General features: G+C 69.4%; 12 protein-coding genes. 5 read left to right on the top strand and 7 right to left on the bottom strand.

Annotated features, from left to right (window positions below):
- Position 1: 1 nt before the first annotated feature.
- The 4 genes from D7D52_RS09600 to D7D52_RS09585 all read right to left on the bottom strand — a co-directional run bounded on the left by D7D52_RS09600 (position 2) and on the right by D7D52_RS09585 (position 5,686).
- Positions 2–1,012 (bottom strand): zinc-dependent alcohol dehydrogenase family protein, encoded by a 1,011-nt coding sequence (locus D7D52_RS09600; protein WP_120735999.1) that lies wholly within the window; start codon positions 1,010–1,012, stop codon positions 2–4.
- A 101-nt stretch (positions 1,013–1,113) separates the two neighbouring features.
- On the bottom strand, positions 1,114–2,139 hold the full coding sequence (locus D7D52_RS09595; protein ID WP_246023725.1) for a glycoside hydrolase family 172 protein: 1,026 nt from the start codon (positions 2,137–2,139) through the stop codon (positions 1,114–1,116).
- A gap of 90 nt (positions 2,140–2,229) precedes the next feature.
- On the bottom strand, positions 2,230–3,177 hold the full coding sequence (locus tag D7D52_RS09590) for a tyrosine-protein phosphatase (RefSeq protein WP_162958238.1): 948 nt from the start codon (positions 3,175–3,177) through the stop codon (positions 2,230–2,232).
- Positions 3,178–3,289: 112 nt separating this feature from the next.
- On the bottom strand, positions 3,290–5,686 hold the full coding sequence (locus D7D52_RS09585) for a PEP-utilizing enzyme (RefSeq protein WP_120735997.1): 2,397 nt from the start codon (positions 5,684–5,686) through the stop codon (positions 3,290–3,292).
- Positions 5,687–5,852: 166 nt separating this feature from the next.
- Between D7D52_RS09585 and D7D52_RS09580 the strand changes: the two genes are divergently transcribed.
- The 5 genes from D7D52_RS09580 to D7D52_RS09560 all read left to right on the top strand — a co-directional run bounded on the left by D7D52_RS09580 (position 5,853) and on the right by D7D52_RS09560 (position 12,090).
- Positions 5,853–7,361: an FAD-dependent oxidoreductase gene (locus tag D7D52_RS09580; protein ID WP_120735996.1), complete on the top strand. Its 1,509-nt coding sequence runs from the start codon at positions 5,853–5,855 to the stop codon at positions 7,359–7,361.
- An 86-nt stretch (positions 7,362–7,447) separates the two neighbouring features.
- Entirely contained in the window at positions 7,448–9,307 is a 1,860-nt protein-coding gene (locus D7D52_RS09575) for an alpha/beta hydrolase (RefSeq protein WP_120743959.1), read from the top strand.
- A gap of 128 nt (positions 9,308–9,435) precedes the next feature.
- The gene (gene hsaA / locus D7D52_RS09570) at positions 9,436–10,596 is read left to right on the top strand and encodes a 3-hydroxy-9,10-secoandrosta-1,3,5(10)-triene-9,17-dione monooxygenase oxygenase subunit (RefSeq protein WP_120735995.1); all 1,161 of its coding nucleotides are present in this window, start codon (positions 9,436–9,438) and stop codon (positions 10,594–10,596) included.
- Positions 10,596–11,468 (top strand): alpha/beta fold hydrolase, encoded by an 873-nt coding sequence (locus D7D52_RS09565; RefSeq protein WP_120735994.1) that lies wholly within the window; start codon positions 10,596–10,598, stop codon positions 11,466–11,468. Before hsaA ends, D7D52_RS09565 begins: the two co-directional genes overlap by 1 nt.
- Before the next feature lie 97 nt (positions 11,469–11,565).
- Positions 11,566–12,090 (top strand): DinB family protein, encoded by a 525-nt coding sequence (locus tag D7D52_RS09560; RefSeq protein ID WP_120735993.1) that lies wholly within the window; start codon positions 11,566–11,568, stop codon positions 12,088–12,090.
- Positions 12,091–12,097: 7 nt separating this feature from the next.
- Here D7D52_RS09560 and D7D52_RS09555 read toward each other — a convergent pair whose 3' ends face one another.
- Genes D7D52_RS09555 through D7D52_RS09550 form a run of 3 tightly spaced genes read right to left on the bottom strand, consistent with a single transcriptional unit; the run spans position 12,098 to position 15,105 of the window.
- Positions 12,098–12,547 carry a type II toxin-antitoxin system VapC family toxin gene (locus tag D7D52_RS09555; RefSeq protein WP_120735992.1) on the bottom strand — a complete coding sequence of 150 codons (450 nt, stop codon included), beginning with the start codon at positions 12,545–12,547 and terminating at the stop codon, positions 12,098–12,100.
- Entirely contained in the window at positions 12,528–12,758 is a 231-nt protein-coding gene (locus D7D52_RS37650; RefSeq protein WP_162958237.1) for a FitA-like ribbon-helix-helix domain-containing protein, read from the bottom strand. The genes D7D52_RS09555 and D7D52_RS37650 overlap by 20 nt, the downstream gene beginning before the upstream one ends.
- 46 nt (positions 12,759–12,804) lie before the next feature.
- The gene (locus D7D52_RS09550; protein WP_246023723.1) at positions 12,805–15,105 is read right to left on the bottom strand and encodes a LuxR C-terminal-related transcriptional regulator; all 2,301 of its coding nucleotides are present in this window, start codon (positions 15,103–15,105) and stop codon (positions 12,805–12,807) included.
- Between the last annotated feature and the right edge of the window lie 14 nt (positions 15,106–15,119).

Raw genomic sequence — 15,119 nt, 5'->3', positions numbered from 1 at the left:
TCTATCGTGCCGCCCGTCGTCCGGGATGCAGCTGGATCTTGCGGCCGGTGCCCGCGCGGAAAGTCCGCAGGGCATCGGCGAACTCGTCGAGCGCGAAATCGTGGGTGATGACGGTGTCGGCGTCGACGACGCCCTCGCCCATCAGCTCCACGGCGCGCCCGAAACTGTGCAGCACGGCCATGGATCCCACGATGGTGATCTCGTCGTTGTAGATCCGGAACGGCGAAATGGTCGCGCGCGCCGCCGCCGGGGCGACACCGAATTGCTGATAGGTGCCGCCGCGGCGCACCCGCGACAGCCCGTCCTCGATCGCGGCCACCGTTCCGCTGCAATCGATCACGATCTCCCAGCCCTCGGGCCGGTCCATATCGTCGGCCGAGATGGTGGCGGCGTCCGCGCCCAGGGTGCGGGCGATGGCCAGCCGATCGGCATTGGTGTCGACCATCGACACCGACGCCGCGCCCGCCGCGATGGCCAGCTGCAGCATGAGCAGCCCCATGGTGCCCGCGCCGTAGATCAGATAGTGCGCGCCGAGTCGCCGTGGCAGCACATCGAATCCGTGCACCGCGCACGAGAGCGGTTCCACCAGCGCCCCGTGCGCCGGGGACATGTGCCCGGGCAGCCGATAACAGTTGGCGGCGGGCACTTTCACGTACTCGGCCATCGCACCGTCCACGGTGTCGCCGATGGCGCCCCAGTTCTCGCACAGATTGCCGCGCCCGATCGCGCAGTAGTGGCAGTGCCCGCAGAACAGCGAGGGGTCCACCGCCACCCGGTCGCCGACCCGGACGCCGCGCGCGGCCGCTCCGAGAGCCACCACTTCCCCGGCGAATTCGTGGCCCGGCACGATCGGATAGGGCGTGGGCGGGAATTCACCCTCGACGATATGGATATCGGTGCCGCATATGCCGACCGCGTCCACTCGGATCACCACGTCCCCGCTCCCCGGTACGGGATCCGGAACGGTCTGCACCGAGAACTGTCCGGGCTTCTCGACGACCAAGGCGCGCATAGCAATACCATGCACCCGCGTGCCGCGAACTCGACGCGTTTTACGCAATAGCAATCGCATTCCTCCGTTTTTCCCGCAATCGTTACGGGAGGTCTGGGGGATCAGGGGAGTGCGTGATACCAGAAGGCGGTGGAGGCGACGTGCGCCTGTTCCAGCGGCAGATAGTGGCCGTCGTCGCGCCAGCCCAGCGCCTGCACGGTGGCGCGCAGGCCGTGTTCGAAACAGATCGGGTCGGGAATGTGGAAGCGGTACATACCGAATCGCTGGTGTGGTTCGTAGATTCGATGCGGCGGCAACACCTGCGGCATGCCCAGATAGGGGGTGGAGTAGGGGCGATAAGCGCCCTCGAGATCGAAATTCCAGGCGCCGCCGAAATAATCCTCGGTTCCGGTGCCGCATACGGTGGGAAATTCCGTGTCATCGTCCAGATAGAACTTCAGCTCGCCCTCGCCCCACCACCCCGCCGCGCGCGGCTGCACCGCCAGATAGGTGCCCGCGTACCGGCCGGGGCCACCGTCGATTTCGACGATCGGATGCTCGGCCGGGCTGCCCAGCGGGTCGCTGCAGCGCCACCGGGCATGCAGATACCCGGTGGCGCCGGGTAACTCCTCTTCCAGATAGGTGATCTGGTAGTAGACCGGCGCGGTCCGCTCGGAGCCGTTGTGCAGGGTGATCAGCGCGTGCGTGTGGAAGGGCATGGGCCAGTAGCTGTTCAGGCCGCCCGCGGGCGCGACCACCACCATGGCGGAGTTGATCAGCGCCAGGTGATCCCAGCCGTTGCAGAAGAAATCGCCCAGCGGCACCGCGATCGCGGGTTCGGGCGCACCGTCCCAATACATCTGGAGGGTGAAGTCGCGCAGCAGCGCGCGATCGGTGGTCAGCCACAGATGCCGGATCACGCCCGGCCCGGAAACGTCGGCGAGCGTGGCGGTTTCCCCGGGCGGCAGGTCGATCGACGGCGACACCTTCCAGCCGCGGCCCAGCCCGGCCGCCGCGAACGCCCCGGTCCCCGCGATGGCCCGGCCGCCCCCGCCGGGTTCGCCGGTGGGGTTCTCGGCACTCACCGAGCGAGTGCGCCGACCGTCCAGTTGCCAGATCTCGTGCACCATGCGAATTTTCGCACGCACATGATCGTTGGGAAGCGGACATGACGCGGACAAGCGAATGCCGACGTCGTCCGATTCGCGACGCCGGCATTCGTGGTACAACCCGGTCTGTTATCCGCCGAACGAGCCGGTGGACAGGCCGCCCTTCTCGATCAGCTTGGCGCGCAGCGCATCGAGGGTCGCCGAGTCCAGGCCCAGGCCGTCGGAGACGAAGCGGTCGATCGAGCCATAGGACTGGACGGCCTGTACGAACGAGGCGGCCAGGTAGTCGCGCGACACCCCCAGCACCGGCTCGAACAGGCTGCGGTCGGTGACCTTGCCCTGCGCGACCAGCGCGTCCAGGGTGGCCTTGTTGCTGGCCGCCAGCCGGTCGTTGGACGCGAGGTAATTGTCGTAGATCGAGCCCTCGGGGGTGCCCAGGATGTGCATCAGGATCGCGGTCATCCAGCCGGTGCGGTCCTTGCCCGCGGTGCAGTGGTAGAGCACCGCGCCCGAACCGCCGGCGATGTCCTTCAGGGCGGTGGCGAACTGGTTGCGGGCGGTCGGATCGGTGACCATCCACTTGTAGTAATCGCGCATGTACTGCGCGCCCTTGCCGTCGCCCAGCATCTCCTGCTGCACGGCCGGGCCGCCCTGCACCGCCTTGGCGAAGAACAGGTAGAAGTCGTTGTCGGGATCGTAGACCGGCAGCGAGTCCTCGGGGATCGAGGCGGGCAGCTGGTCGGGATTGGCGGCGCGCTCGGTCGGACTGCGGAAATCGATGATCTTGGTGATGCCGGCCGACACCAGCGTCTGCTTGTCGGCATCGGTCAGCCGGTTGAGGGCGTCGGTGCGGAACACCAGGCCCGGCTTGATCTTTCCGCCGGCGGCGGGGGTGCCGCCGATATCGCGGGCATTGGGCGCGGCCTGGAGCTTGAAGTCCGCGCCGACCGGCGCCTGGCGCAGAATGGAACTCGCCGGCGCGGCCTGGACCGCGGGAGTGAGTGCGACCGGGACGACGGCGATGAGCGCGGCGGCCAGACCGGTGAGGGTGCCGCGTGCGGCGCGCGAAAGCGTCACTGGCGATTGTCCTTTCGATAGCGGAACGGGCCGAGGGCAGGTTCCCCGGCCCGGATGCCGGTGCCGTCCCACACGGACACCGGCGCGCTGCGGGCGTTCTTCGAGCCGCGGCCTAGTCGGCGTCGGCCAGCAGGGTGACGGTCCCGGCCGCGCCGTCGACGCGAACGCGCTGACCGTCCCGCAGGGCGTCGCTGGCGGTCTTGGTGTCGACCACGCAGGGGACGCCGAACTCACGGGCGACGATGGCGGCGTGCGAGGCCGCGCCGCCGATATCGGTCACCACCGCGCCGGCGTAGGCGAACATGGCGGTGTGGCCGGTGTCGGTGACCGCGGCGACCAGGATGTCGCCGGGCTCGATATCGTCGTCGAGGGTCAGCACGCGCTTGACAGTGCCCTCCACCACGCCCGGACTCACCCCGAGCCCGGAGAGGGTGTCGCCCACCGCGATCGCGCCGGCGATCTCCTCCGGCTCCCACGGGCCGTTGACGACATCGGGCATGCGCACGGCCTGCAACCGGGTGCGCTCGGCCCGGCGGCGGGCCACGCGCTGCTTCAGATCGGCCGGGGCCCAGAGGATTTCGTCGAGGTTCAGGAACACCGAGTCCTCGATGTCGGTCAGCTTGCCCGCCCGGACCAGCCGGGCCGCGCGTTCCTGGGTGGCCAGGCGCAGGCAGTTGGTGACCCGCACCACCGCGTCGCGGGCGCGCTCGCGGTAGACGGTCGCGCCGACGGCCATCTTGGCGGTGCGGCCGCTGGGCTCGGGCACCGGTTCCCGGTGCGGCGCGGGCATTTCCGCGGCCCGGCCGGCGGCGGTCACCAGCAGTTCCGGTCGATCGCCGAAGGTGGCGTTGAGCAGCTCGCACTCGCCGGGACCACGATGACCGATCCGGGCCAGCTCCTGATCCAGGGCCGCCGCGAACTCCGGCGACTTCTCCCGCGCCGCACCGACATCGCCGCTCTTGGCGACCTCCTGCAGTCCGGCGTCCTTGCGGCACAGGGCCGCCAGCCGCTCCACCGCCAGCATGGTCTTGGCCGACTCCAGGCGATTCAGGTCGATCTTGACCTCGCCCTTGTGGGCGGCGGTGGCCGCACCCGTCATCATGACGCCGATGGAGGCGGCCTGCCACGCCTGGTTGAGGCGATCGCGCCACAGCAGGGCGCGCGCGTGCAGCTGCTCGTCGGTGAGTTCCGAGATCTGGTCGCGGGTCAGCGCTTCCGCGTGCGCGGCGGCATTGATGTGCTCGGCGGTCTCGGCGTACTTCAGGGCGGTGGCCGCGACCCGGCCCAGGGCCTTGAACGTGCCCGCGCGGGCGGCCACGCCGGTCGGCATGGCCGGGCGGCCCTTGGGATGCAGCTCGACATCGCCGATGGTGCCGTACACGTCGCGGCGCACGCTCTCCTCGTCCCAGCCGGGCATGTTCTGCGCGGAGAAGACGCCGATGGAGGCGTTGATGTACATGTGGTGGCCCAGCACGCTGGTGACCCGGGAAACCCAGTGCTCCAACGCGATTCCCTCGATGGCGATCATATTGCCCATCGCCTCGTTGCCGAGCCGGATCGCGCCGGCCTGCAGATCGATGGTCAGCGGGGTCAGCGGGCCGGGCAGCGCCTCGGAGGTGTTGGTGGCGGTGTAGACGGGGATGCGATCGTCGATCAGATCGTCGAACTCGCCCTGAAGTCCCTCGGGGGCAGCGGATTTCAGTGCGTAACCGTCGGAGGTCGGTGCGTTCTGCGGCACCACGTGGGTGGGCAGCGGGATCGCGCCGCGCCGGTCACGGATGCCGGAACCGCCGCTCTTGCGGCCGTGCAGGCCGCGCGCCACATCGGCGACCACCTCGGCGGCGGTCCAGCCGTAGCGGAAACCCCACTCCTCGCGGGCGGCGGTCGTGTCCAGCCGGGCCGGCGCGGACGACGATTTCGGCAGCCACGCACGGTATTTCACGCCGCCGTCGGCGAAGATCCGCTTGACGTCGGCACCCGAGACCTCACCCGGCGCGGCCAGCTCCACCACACCCCCGCGCTGCGAGAGCGCCGCCAGCACCAGGAACCGCTCCAGGTCGTCGTAGTGCAGCACCTGGAGGCCGGCCTTGCCGCCGGTCAGGCCCTCGAGGGCGCGCCACGCGCCGGCGTCCATGCGGCGGCCCGCCACCAGGGCGGTGCGCACGACGAGCGCGTCCGCACCGGACCCGTTCACGATCTTCTCGGTGCTCGAATCTCCGCCCGCCGCAACGGGAATCACGAGCCGCGCACCGGCATCCCGGGCCGCCCGCGCGACCGCCGCGACCGCGGTGCCGGCCAGATGCACGATGGCATCGGCCCCGGCCGCCGCCCGCTCGAGCACGGCGGCGTCGGACAGGTCGCCGACGATCACCTCGACCCGCGGGTCCACGTAGCGGTGGCGCCGCCGGTCCAGGCCGGCCACCTCGTGGCCCGCCGCCAGCACCATGCGCGCCACCGCCCGGCCGCTCGGCCCGGTGACTCCGGTGACTCCGGTGACCAGAATCCGCATCGACTCTCCTCCTCGTGCCGGCGTCCCCAACCACAGTGACGCCGTTCACACACCATCCCCACTGCTCGAGCGGGTGACGGGGCACAGTCCCGGTCAACGGGATCGGGGATTCGGTCAGCAAGATGTACCGCTAAGTAGGAGGCGCATCAGCGGGCACCGTCGAAGCATGACAGTGCGGAATTCGGTCACGCCGCGGGCGGCCGGCGAGGTGAACGGCTACGCCATCGAGACCGATGTGCTGGTCGTCGGATACGGCGCGGCGGGCGCGGCGGCCGCCTTCGAGGCGGCCTACGCCGGAGCGCGCGTGCTGGTGGTGGACCGGGCGGGCGGGGCCGGCGGCGCGTCGGCCATGTCGGGCGGCGAGATCTACCTCGGCGGCGGCACCCCGATCCAGGCGGCCTGCGGCTTCGACGACACCCCGGAAGCCATGGCGGCCTTCCTGACCGCGGCCCTGGGCACGGGCGCGGACCTCGCCAAGATCGAGGAGTACTGCGCGGGCAGCGTCGAGCACTTCCACTGGCTCGTCGACCGCGGCGTCCCGTTCAAGCCGAGCCTGTGGGACGCGCCCACCTGGGTCCCGCCCACCGACGACGGGCTCATGTGGCTGGGCGAGAACAGCTGGCCCTTCACCGAATTGGCGGCCCCGGCCCCGCGCGGGCATCGGCCCACCGCCAACGACTTCGGCGGCAAGCTGCTGATGGAATGCCTGACCGCGGCGGCCGAATCCGCCGGCGCCACCGCCCTTTTCGACACGGTCGTGAGCACGCTGATCGTCGCGGAAAACGGCACGGTGGTGGGCGCGGTGGCCCGGCGGTACGGCGCCGAACTCACCATTCGGGCGCGGCGCGGCATCGTGCTCACCACCGGCGGTTTCGTCGACAACGACGACATGCTCGCCGCCCACGCGCCACAACTGCTGGGGCACACCAAGGTCAGCGCGGGCACCGACGACGGCTCCGGCATCCGCATGGCCCAGGCGCTCGGCGCGGCGGTGCGCCACATGAACGCCGGACAGGTGGGCATGTCGCTCATCCCCGGCCTGGCGGCGCGCGGTCTGGTCGTCAACGCCCTCGGCCGCCGCTTCATCAACGAGGACACCTATCCGGGCCGCATCGGCCAGCACGCCCTCTACCGGCAGAACATGGGCGGCAGCTGGGCCGGTGACGACACCGCGATCTGGGTCATCGTCGACGAGGAGGGTTTCGAGGATGTCCCCGAACCCCAGCGCTGGGGTGTGCGGCCCACGCATGTCGCCGAAACCCCGGAAGAACTCGAGACGCTGACCGGGCTGCCGTTCGGCTCGCTGGTCGCCGCCCTGGCCCGCTACAACGAATTCGCCACGCGCGGACAGGATCTCGACCACCACAAGGCGAGCCGCTGGCTGCGCCCGCTGACCGCCCCCTTGGCCGCCATCGACGTGAAGGCCGGCGTCCGCCCGCCCGCCGAGTCCGGTGACCGCCGCGGCACCGGGGCGTCCGTCTTCACCCTCGGCGGGCTGCACACCGATCTCGACGGCCATGTCCTGAACCTCGACGGCAAACCCATCCCCGGCCTGTTCGCCGCGGGCCGCGCCGCCAACGGTCTGCACGGGTTCGGCTATATCTCCGGCACGTCGCTGGGCGACGGCACCTTCTTCGGCCGCCGGGCCGGGACGGCGGCCGCCCGCCGCGCCTGATCCGAGGCCCGCAGACGGCGGTGTACCGGTCGTCGTCCGCGCGTGTCGTCGTCACCCGGGCGGCCGCGCGCGGAAGACTCGGGCGCATGACGATCGAGCCGCAGCCGGGAGATTCGACCGAGACCGAGGACGCGATCCCGGCGCAGCCCGGCGCGGATCGGCCGGACACGGCGGATTCGGCCGGGGCGGACGCGTCGGCCGGTGTCGGCGAGGGCAATTCGTTGCCGGCGCGATTGTGGCGGTTCGCGGATCGGCTGGAGGACGCGGTGCGTCCCAGCTATCCGGGTCTGGTGGCGGCGGCGATCTTCTTCGCGTGGTCGGTGTCGCCGTCGTTGATGCCGCGCACCTGGTTGTTCCAGGGGCTGGTGAGCGGGATCAGCGGGGCCATCGGGTACGGGGTGGGATGTGTGTTGCAGTGGGCGTTTCTGAAGTGGGTGTGGCCGCGAATTCCGGAGGCGGGGGCCTGGGCGAAGCTGTGGCATCCGTCGGATCTGGCGCGGGGGATCACCAAGATCGTCGTCGTGCTGGCGTGTGTGGTGGGGGCGGCATTGGTGCTGGCGCGGTCGGCGCGCTGGCAGCGCGACCTCGAGGTGCTGATGGGGATGACGCCGACGACCACGTCGGGATATCTGCGGGCCGAGCTGGTGGCCGGTCTCACCGTGGCCCTGGTGATCGGGGTGTTCCGCGTGGTGCGGTGGATGATTCGGCGGCTGGTGCGGCTGGCCAACCTGGATCTGCGGATCCCGCGCACCGTCGCCTATCCGGCGGTGATCGTCGTCGTGGCCGTGCTGGCGGTGCTGCTGGTTCAGGGCGTGCTGGCGAAAGGCTTCTTCACCGTGGCGAATTCGGCGTTCAGCACCCGCAACGGCAAGACCTCGCCGAGCGCGGTGCAGCCGCAGCTGGCCGAAAGGTCCGGGAGCCCAGCGTCTTCGGCGAAATGGGAGACCCTCGGTTCCGAAGGGCGCTGGTTCGTGGCCACCGCGCCGAGCGCCGAGCGCATCGCCCAGGTGACGGGCCGGCCCGCGCGGGAACCGATCCGGGTGTACGCGGGGCTGGAGTCGGCCGAGACTCCCGAGGACATCGCGAATCTGGTTGTCCAGGAGCTGGATCGGACCAGGGCATGGGAACGTCAAGCGCTGGTGGTCGTGACCACCACCGGCACCGGCTGGGTGGATACCCAGACGGCCGAATCCATCGAGTACATGTACGGCGGTGACGAGGCGATCGCCGCGACCCAGTACTCGTATCTGCCCAGCGTCCTGTCGTTCCTGTCGGACCGCAACAAGGCGACCGAGGCCGGGAAGCTGCTGGTGCACGCGGTGCACGAGAAGTGGGCGACGCTGCCGCCGGAGCATCGCCCGAAACTGCTGGTGTACGGCGAGAGTCTCGGTTCGCAGGGGTCCGAGGGTGCGTTCACCGGGCTCGATGACATTCGCACCCTGGTCGACGGGGTGCTGTGGGTGGGGCCGCCCAACTCCAACCGCATCTGGTCGCAGCTCGAACAGCGCCGCGACCCCGGCACTCCGGAGATTCTGCCCATCTACGCGGACGGGTTGATCGTCCGATTCGGCGCTACCGCCGCGAATCTCGCCACACCCGCTCGGCCGTGGACGAATCCGCGCGTGGTCTACCTGCAGCACGCCTCCGACCCCATTGTGTGGTGGTCGCCGGATCTGCTGTTCACGCAACCGGATTGGCTCAAGGAGCCGCGCGGCTCGGACGTCTCCAAGTCGATCCGCTGGTGGCCGATCGTCACCTTCTGGCAAGTCAGTGCCGACCTCGCGCACGCCCAATCGGTGCCCGCCGGCCACGGCCACAAATACGGCACCACCGTGCTCGACGGCTGGGTCGCGGTGGCCCAGCCGCAGGGGTGGAATCCCGACCTCGAGAGCAATATCCGCAAGGCCCTCGACGAGGACATTCTCTGGGAGTACGCCCACAAGTAGCCCCCCGACTTCGCTCTTCCATTTGTCCAGCGGAACCCCTGTTCCGATCATCGGGACTATTTCGGTTCGAAACACCTGGCGGGTCCTAGCTTCGAGTCAGAAACTCTGGCACGAGGAGGAACACCCGCATGACGAACAAGGTGCTCGATCGGGTTCGCGATCTGCTGCCCGCCATCAAGGAGCGGGCGGCGCAGGCCGAGGAGCAGCGGCGGGTGCCCGACGCCAGCATCGCCGAGCTCACCGAGGCCGGGGTGTTCCGCATGCTGCAGCCGGCCCGCTTCGGCGGCCACGAGGAGTCGCCGGTCGCCTTCTACGAGGTGATCCGCGCGATCGCCACCGTGTGCCCGTCCACCGCGTGGGTGTCGTCCGTGCTGGGCGCGCACCCGTGGCAGCTGGCGCTGTTCGAAGACCAAGCGCAGCAGGATGTCTGGTCGGACAACCCCGACACGCTGGTGTCGTCCTCGTACGCGCCGACCGGCAAGCTGACCGTGGTCGACGGCGGCTACGAGCTGTCGGGCCGCTGGCAGTTCTCCTCCGGCTGCGACCACGCCCAGTGGGTGTTCCTGGGCGCGCTGATCCCGACCGAGACCGGCATGGACTACTACACGGTGCTGGTGCCGCGCACCGACTATCGCATCGAGGACACCTGGAACGTGTCCGGGCTGTCGGGCACCGGGTCCAACGACATCGTGATCGAGAAGGCGTTCGTGCCGACGCATCGCGCCTACTCGGCCACCGATCAGGCCAACCTGGTCGGTCCCGGCCAGGCGGTGAACACCAATCCGCTGTACAAGATCTCGTTCGGCGCGCTGTTCTCCAACACCATCACCGCCCCGATCATCGGCGCGGCGCAAGGCGCGTACGAGGCGCACATCGAGCGGCAGCGCGAGCGGGTGCGGCTGTCCTACGGCGGGCAGAAGGTGTCGGAGGATCCCTTCGCGCACGTCCGGATCGCCCGGGCCGCTTCGGAAATCGACGCCGCCGTGCTGCAGATGGAACGCAATATGAGCGAGCAGCTGCGCTACGCCCGGGCCGGCGAGGAGATCCCGTTCGAGCTGCGCCTGGCCACCCGCCGCGATCAGGTGCGCGGCACCGAGCGCGCGCTCGAGGCGATCGACCTGCTGTTCAAGAACTCCGGCGGCCACGCCATCCGCCGGCCCAACATCATCGAGCGCAACTGGCGCGACGCGCACGCCGGTAGCGTGCACGTCATCAACGATGTGGAGCGGGCGCTGGCCATGTACGGCAAGGGTGCGATGGGCCTCGAGGTCGCGGATCGGATGCTGTGATGACCACCGCCGAGAAGACGACATTGACCGCCGAGAACACCACCCGGTGGGTCACGGTCGACGGGCTCGAGCTGCGCTATCACGAGGCGGGCGAGGGCCCGGCGCTGGTGCTGCTGCACGGTTCCGGCGCGGGCGTGTCCGGCTGGGCCAACTTCGGTGACAATCTGGCGGTGCTGGCCGCGCACTTTCGCTGCCTGATCCTGGATCAGCCGGGCTTCGGGGAGAGCGGGCGGCCGGAGGTGTACGAGCGCAACTACCTGCGTATCGCCGCCGACGCGGTGATCGGACTGCTCGACGCGCTGGGCATCGAGAAGGCGCACCTGCTGGGCAATTCCATGGGCGGGACGGTCGCGACGCTGCTGGCGCTGGAACATCCGGGCCGGGTCGAGCGGCTGGTGCTGATGGCTCCCGGCGGCGTCGGCGTGAACATTCTGGGACCCGAACCGTCCGAGGGCATTACGCGGCTGATGGAGTTCAATGCCGCGCCCAGCGACGAGAAGGCCATGGGGTTTCTGCGCGCCATGGTGTCCAATCCGGCCACCCTCACCGAGGAGCTCGTCGCCAAGCGGTTGCAGGCGGCCGCCGATCCCAAAGGGCAGGCCGCACTGCGGGATGCGTACGCCACCTTCTACAACCCGAAGCTCGCCGAACCGGTGCCGCTGTGGGCGCGACTGAAAGGGATCAAGCAGGAAGTGCTGATCCTGTGGGGTCGCGACGACCGGGTCACCCCGGTCGAGGGCGCGCTGTTCGCGGCACGGCAGCTGCCCAACGCGGACCTGCGGACCTTCGCCCGCTGCGGGCACTGGGTCATGATCGAACGCAAGGACGCCTTCGAGCGCTCGGTGATCGATTTCCTCGACAACGGCCTGTAGCAGCGGTTTCGCCTGTCGACACCGATACGCGCCCGCCCGTCTGCGGGCGGGCGCGAATTCGGTTTCCGGGGCGGGCGGACGGCGCTAGAGTCCGGGAATGACGTGGACCGCCCCCGAAGTCACCCTCACACCCCAGGTGCTCGCCGGTGACGAGCGTGCCGTACTCGACTCCCTGCTCAACCGCGGCCGCGAGATCCTGCTGTGGAAATGCCAGGGCCTCAACGGCGTTCAGCTCTCCACCCGCAGCGTCGAACCCTCCACCATGTCGCTGCTGGGCCTCATCCGGCACATGGCCGAGGTCGAGCGAGGCTGGTTCCGCAAACGTGCCGCCGGTGAGCAGCTCGACAACCTGTACTGCACCGACACCAACGAAGACGGCGACTTCCACGACACCGTCCCCGAGGACGCCGAAGCCGACTACGCCCGCCTGCTCGACGAAATCGCCCAGTGCGACAAGGCAATCGCCCCCCTGCCCCTCGACCACACCGTCTCACACCCCCGCAGCGGCAAGGACCTCACCCTCCGCTGGATCTACCTGCACATGATCGAGGAGTACGCCCGTCACGCCGGCCACGCCGACCTCCTCCGCGAACGCATCGACGGCGCCACCGGCTACCAGTAGCCAGCGACTAAAGGCCCACCACCCGGATGAGGCGTTCGAAACGCTTGAAATCCGAGACGTTCGATGTCACCACCGTGCCGACCCCATGGACGAGCATGGTGGCGGCGATATTGGCGTCGTGAACCTGTTTGCCAGAACACGCTGTGTCCTCGATCAGTTCGAGAAGGCGGCTGTGAACCTTGTCGTTCTCAGGGAGAAACCGCATACGTGCGCCGAATGCGCGGCAATTAGCGGTCGCGTCGGCCAGGCTCATGCCGAGGCCGTTACGATCGACCGGTCTCGTTGCGACACAAAGGTATTCGCGCAGGATCTGGCCCGACGTATAGAGCGTGGTGCCGTCAGCGGGCCAATCGTTGAAGATCGTACGCGCTGCGCCGAAGGTGGCACGTCCCGCATCGCTCGCCGCGAGCAACACATCGGTGTCTACGACAACGTGATCAGCGTCCGTCGTCGTCATAGATGTCCTCTCGGCTCCAACTGCTCGTTCCTGCGGTACGGACTGTCGCCAGTTCGATGGGCTCGGGTTTCTCGGCCACGACGGGTTCCGCAGCTGCTGCCTCGATGATGTCCAGTAGCTCCTGCTGCATCGAACGGCCGTGCCGATGGGCGCGCTCTCGTAGTGCACGCAGCGTCGTATCCGACACATTGCGGATATGGATAGCGGCCATGCGTTCATGCTATCGCTATCGCTAGCACTCTGGCCAGGGGTGACGTCTACAGGTCGTGTTCGTGGGCCCAGGCGGCGAGCTGGGTGCGGGAGGTGAGGCCGAGTTTGGTGAGGATGTGTTCGACGTGGGTTTCGGCGGTGCGGACGGAGATGACCAGGTCGGCGGCGATGCGTTTGTTGCTGTGGCCGGCGGCGACCAGGCGGGCGACATCCTTTTGGCGGCGGGTGAGGACGTTGGTGTCGGTGAGGGTGGCGGTCGTGGCGCGGGGGGCTCGCTTCGGGGCGGGTTCCGCGGCAAGGGGTTCCGGTGCGGGGGCGGTGCGGCCCAGGGCGTAGTCGATGGCCTCGTCCAGCGGCAGGCTCGCGCCCGCATCGAACGCGGTGCGGAAACCCGTCTCGCCGAGGGCGTTTCGAACCTTCAGTCGTTCCTTCTCGCCGACCGCCACGGTGATGGTGTCGGCGAGGCGAATGGTGCTGCGCTGCAATGATTCCGCCGCGCCCAGCAGTCGCGCGGCCCGGTCGAAGTCACCGCCTGCGCTGACCGTCCACGCCAGCCCCTCGAAGGCCGACGACAGCCAGACGCAGCGCTCGAACAAGGCCAGCTGCTGGATGGCGCGACCGTGGAATTCGGCCGCCGCCTCGGGTTCCCCGCGCCGCCAGTGGTCGATGCCGACCGTCCACAGCGCCAGTCCACCCAGCAGATGCGAACCGCTGTCGGTGGTGAGCTTGAGGAACCGCTGCGCCAGCTCGGTGCGGCCGGGCGCCTCGAGCACCATGGCGGCCATGAAAGAGAAAGCGTGCGAATCCATTTCGATGGCATTCTGACCGTGGGTGGCCGCCAGCTCGATGGCCCGCCGGCCCAGCTCCAGCGAACGCTCCCGGTCGCTGGAGGCGAAGGCCAGCAGCGATTCGTCCAGCGCCACCTCGGCCATGATGTCGGAGTCCGGCAGCCGCGCCGCCAGCTCGATGCATTCGGTGACCAGCCGCTCCGCCGACTCCCGATCGCCCAGCAGCGCCGCCAGCGAGGCCGCCGACGACAGCGCCTTGGCGCGTTCGGCCGTCTCCTCCGGGTTGCGGGCCAGTGAATCGGTGAGCCACCGGTAGCCTTCCGAGAGGAACCGGTTGTGCTCCCAGAACGGCCGCAGCACGGTGACCGTGGCCATGGTGCGCAGCGGCTCGTCCGCGAGCCCGGACTTCAGCGCGGCGCGCAGATTGGCGTGCTCCCTGGACAATTCGCCGAACCAGGCGACGTCCTCGCCGGTCCAGTACGCGGTCTGCCCGCGCATGGCCAGCTGCCGGTAGTGCTCGCGGTGGCGGGCTCGAACCTGTTGTGCCGTACCGCGTTCGGTGAGCCGGTCGGCGGCGAACTGGCGGATCGGCTCGAGCATCGAGTAGCGGGCGACGTCGCCGTCGAAGCGCAGCAGCACCACCGATTTGTCCACCAGCCCGGTCAGCGCCTCCATCAGCGAACCCCGGCCCAGCTCGCACACCGCCTCCGCGGCATCGATGTCGAAACCACCCGCGAACACCGAAAGCTGTTCCCACAGCGCCTGTTCCGCCGCCGTGCACAGGTCGTAGCTCCAGCGGATGGCGCCCTCGATGGTCTGCTGGCGTTGCGGCGCGGTACGCGGTCCGGCGCTGAGCAGCCCGATGGTGTCGTCGAGGCGGTCGAGAATCTGTTCCGGGGTGAACATGCGCAGCCGCAGCGCCGCCAGCTCCAGTGCGAGCGGCATGCCCTCGAGCCGGCGGCAGATCTCGGCCAGCACCACCCGATTGGCCGGGGTGGCGCGGAAGGCCGGGTTGGCGGCGGTGGCCCGCTCGATGAACAACTGCAGCGCGTCACCGTCCTCACCGGCGTTCGGCACCGTCAGCGGCGGCACCGGCATGACCTGTTCGCCGGGAATGCCGAGCACTTCGCGGCTGGTGGCCAGCACCCGGACGTCGGGGGTGGCGGCGATGATCCGGGCGACCAGGGTCGCGCAGGCTTCGATGAGATGCTCGCAGTTGTCCAGAATCAGCAGCAGCCGCTTGTCGGCGAGGAATTCGGTGAGCCGGGGCAGCGGGGCGGTGGACTCGTCGCGCAGGTTCAGCGCCTCGGTGACGGCCAGGGTGACCAGCGCCGGATCCTGGATGTCGGCCAGCTCGACCAGCCACACCCCGTCCGGAAAGGCGCGGGCCACCAGCTGCCCGATCTGCCGCGACAACCGCGTCTTCCCCATTCCACCGGGGCCGAGCAGCGTGAGCACCCGGGTGGTCGGCAGCAGGCGCTTCGCGGTAGCCAGCTCTTCGCGGCGGCCGACGAAGCTAGTCACCTCTTCGGGGAGGTTTCCGTTGACACGCCGCGCCATGGCGTCCAACCTAT

Source organism: Nocardia yunnanensis (assembly GCF_003626895.1).
Taxonomy (GTDB): Bacteria; Actinomycetota; Actinomycetes; order Mycobacteriales; family Mycobacteriaceae; genus Nocardia; species Nocardia yunnanensis.
The sequence above is the reverse complement of the archived record's forward strand: the minus strand, read 5'-3'. Positions and strand labels throughout refer to the sequence as shown.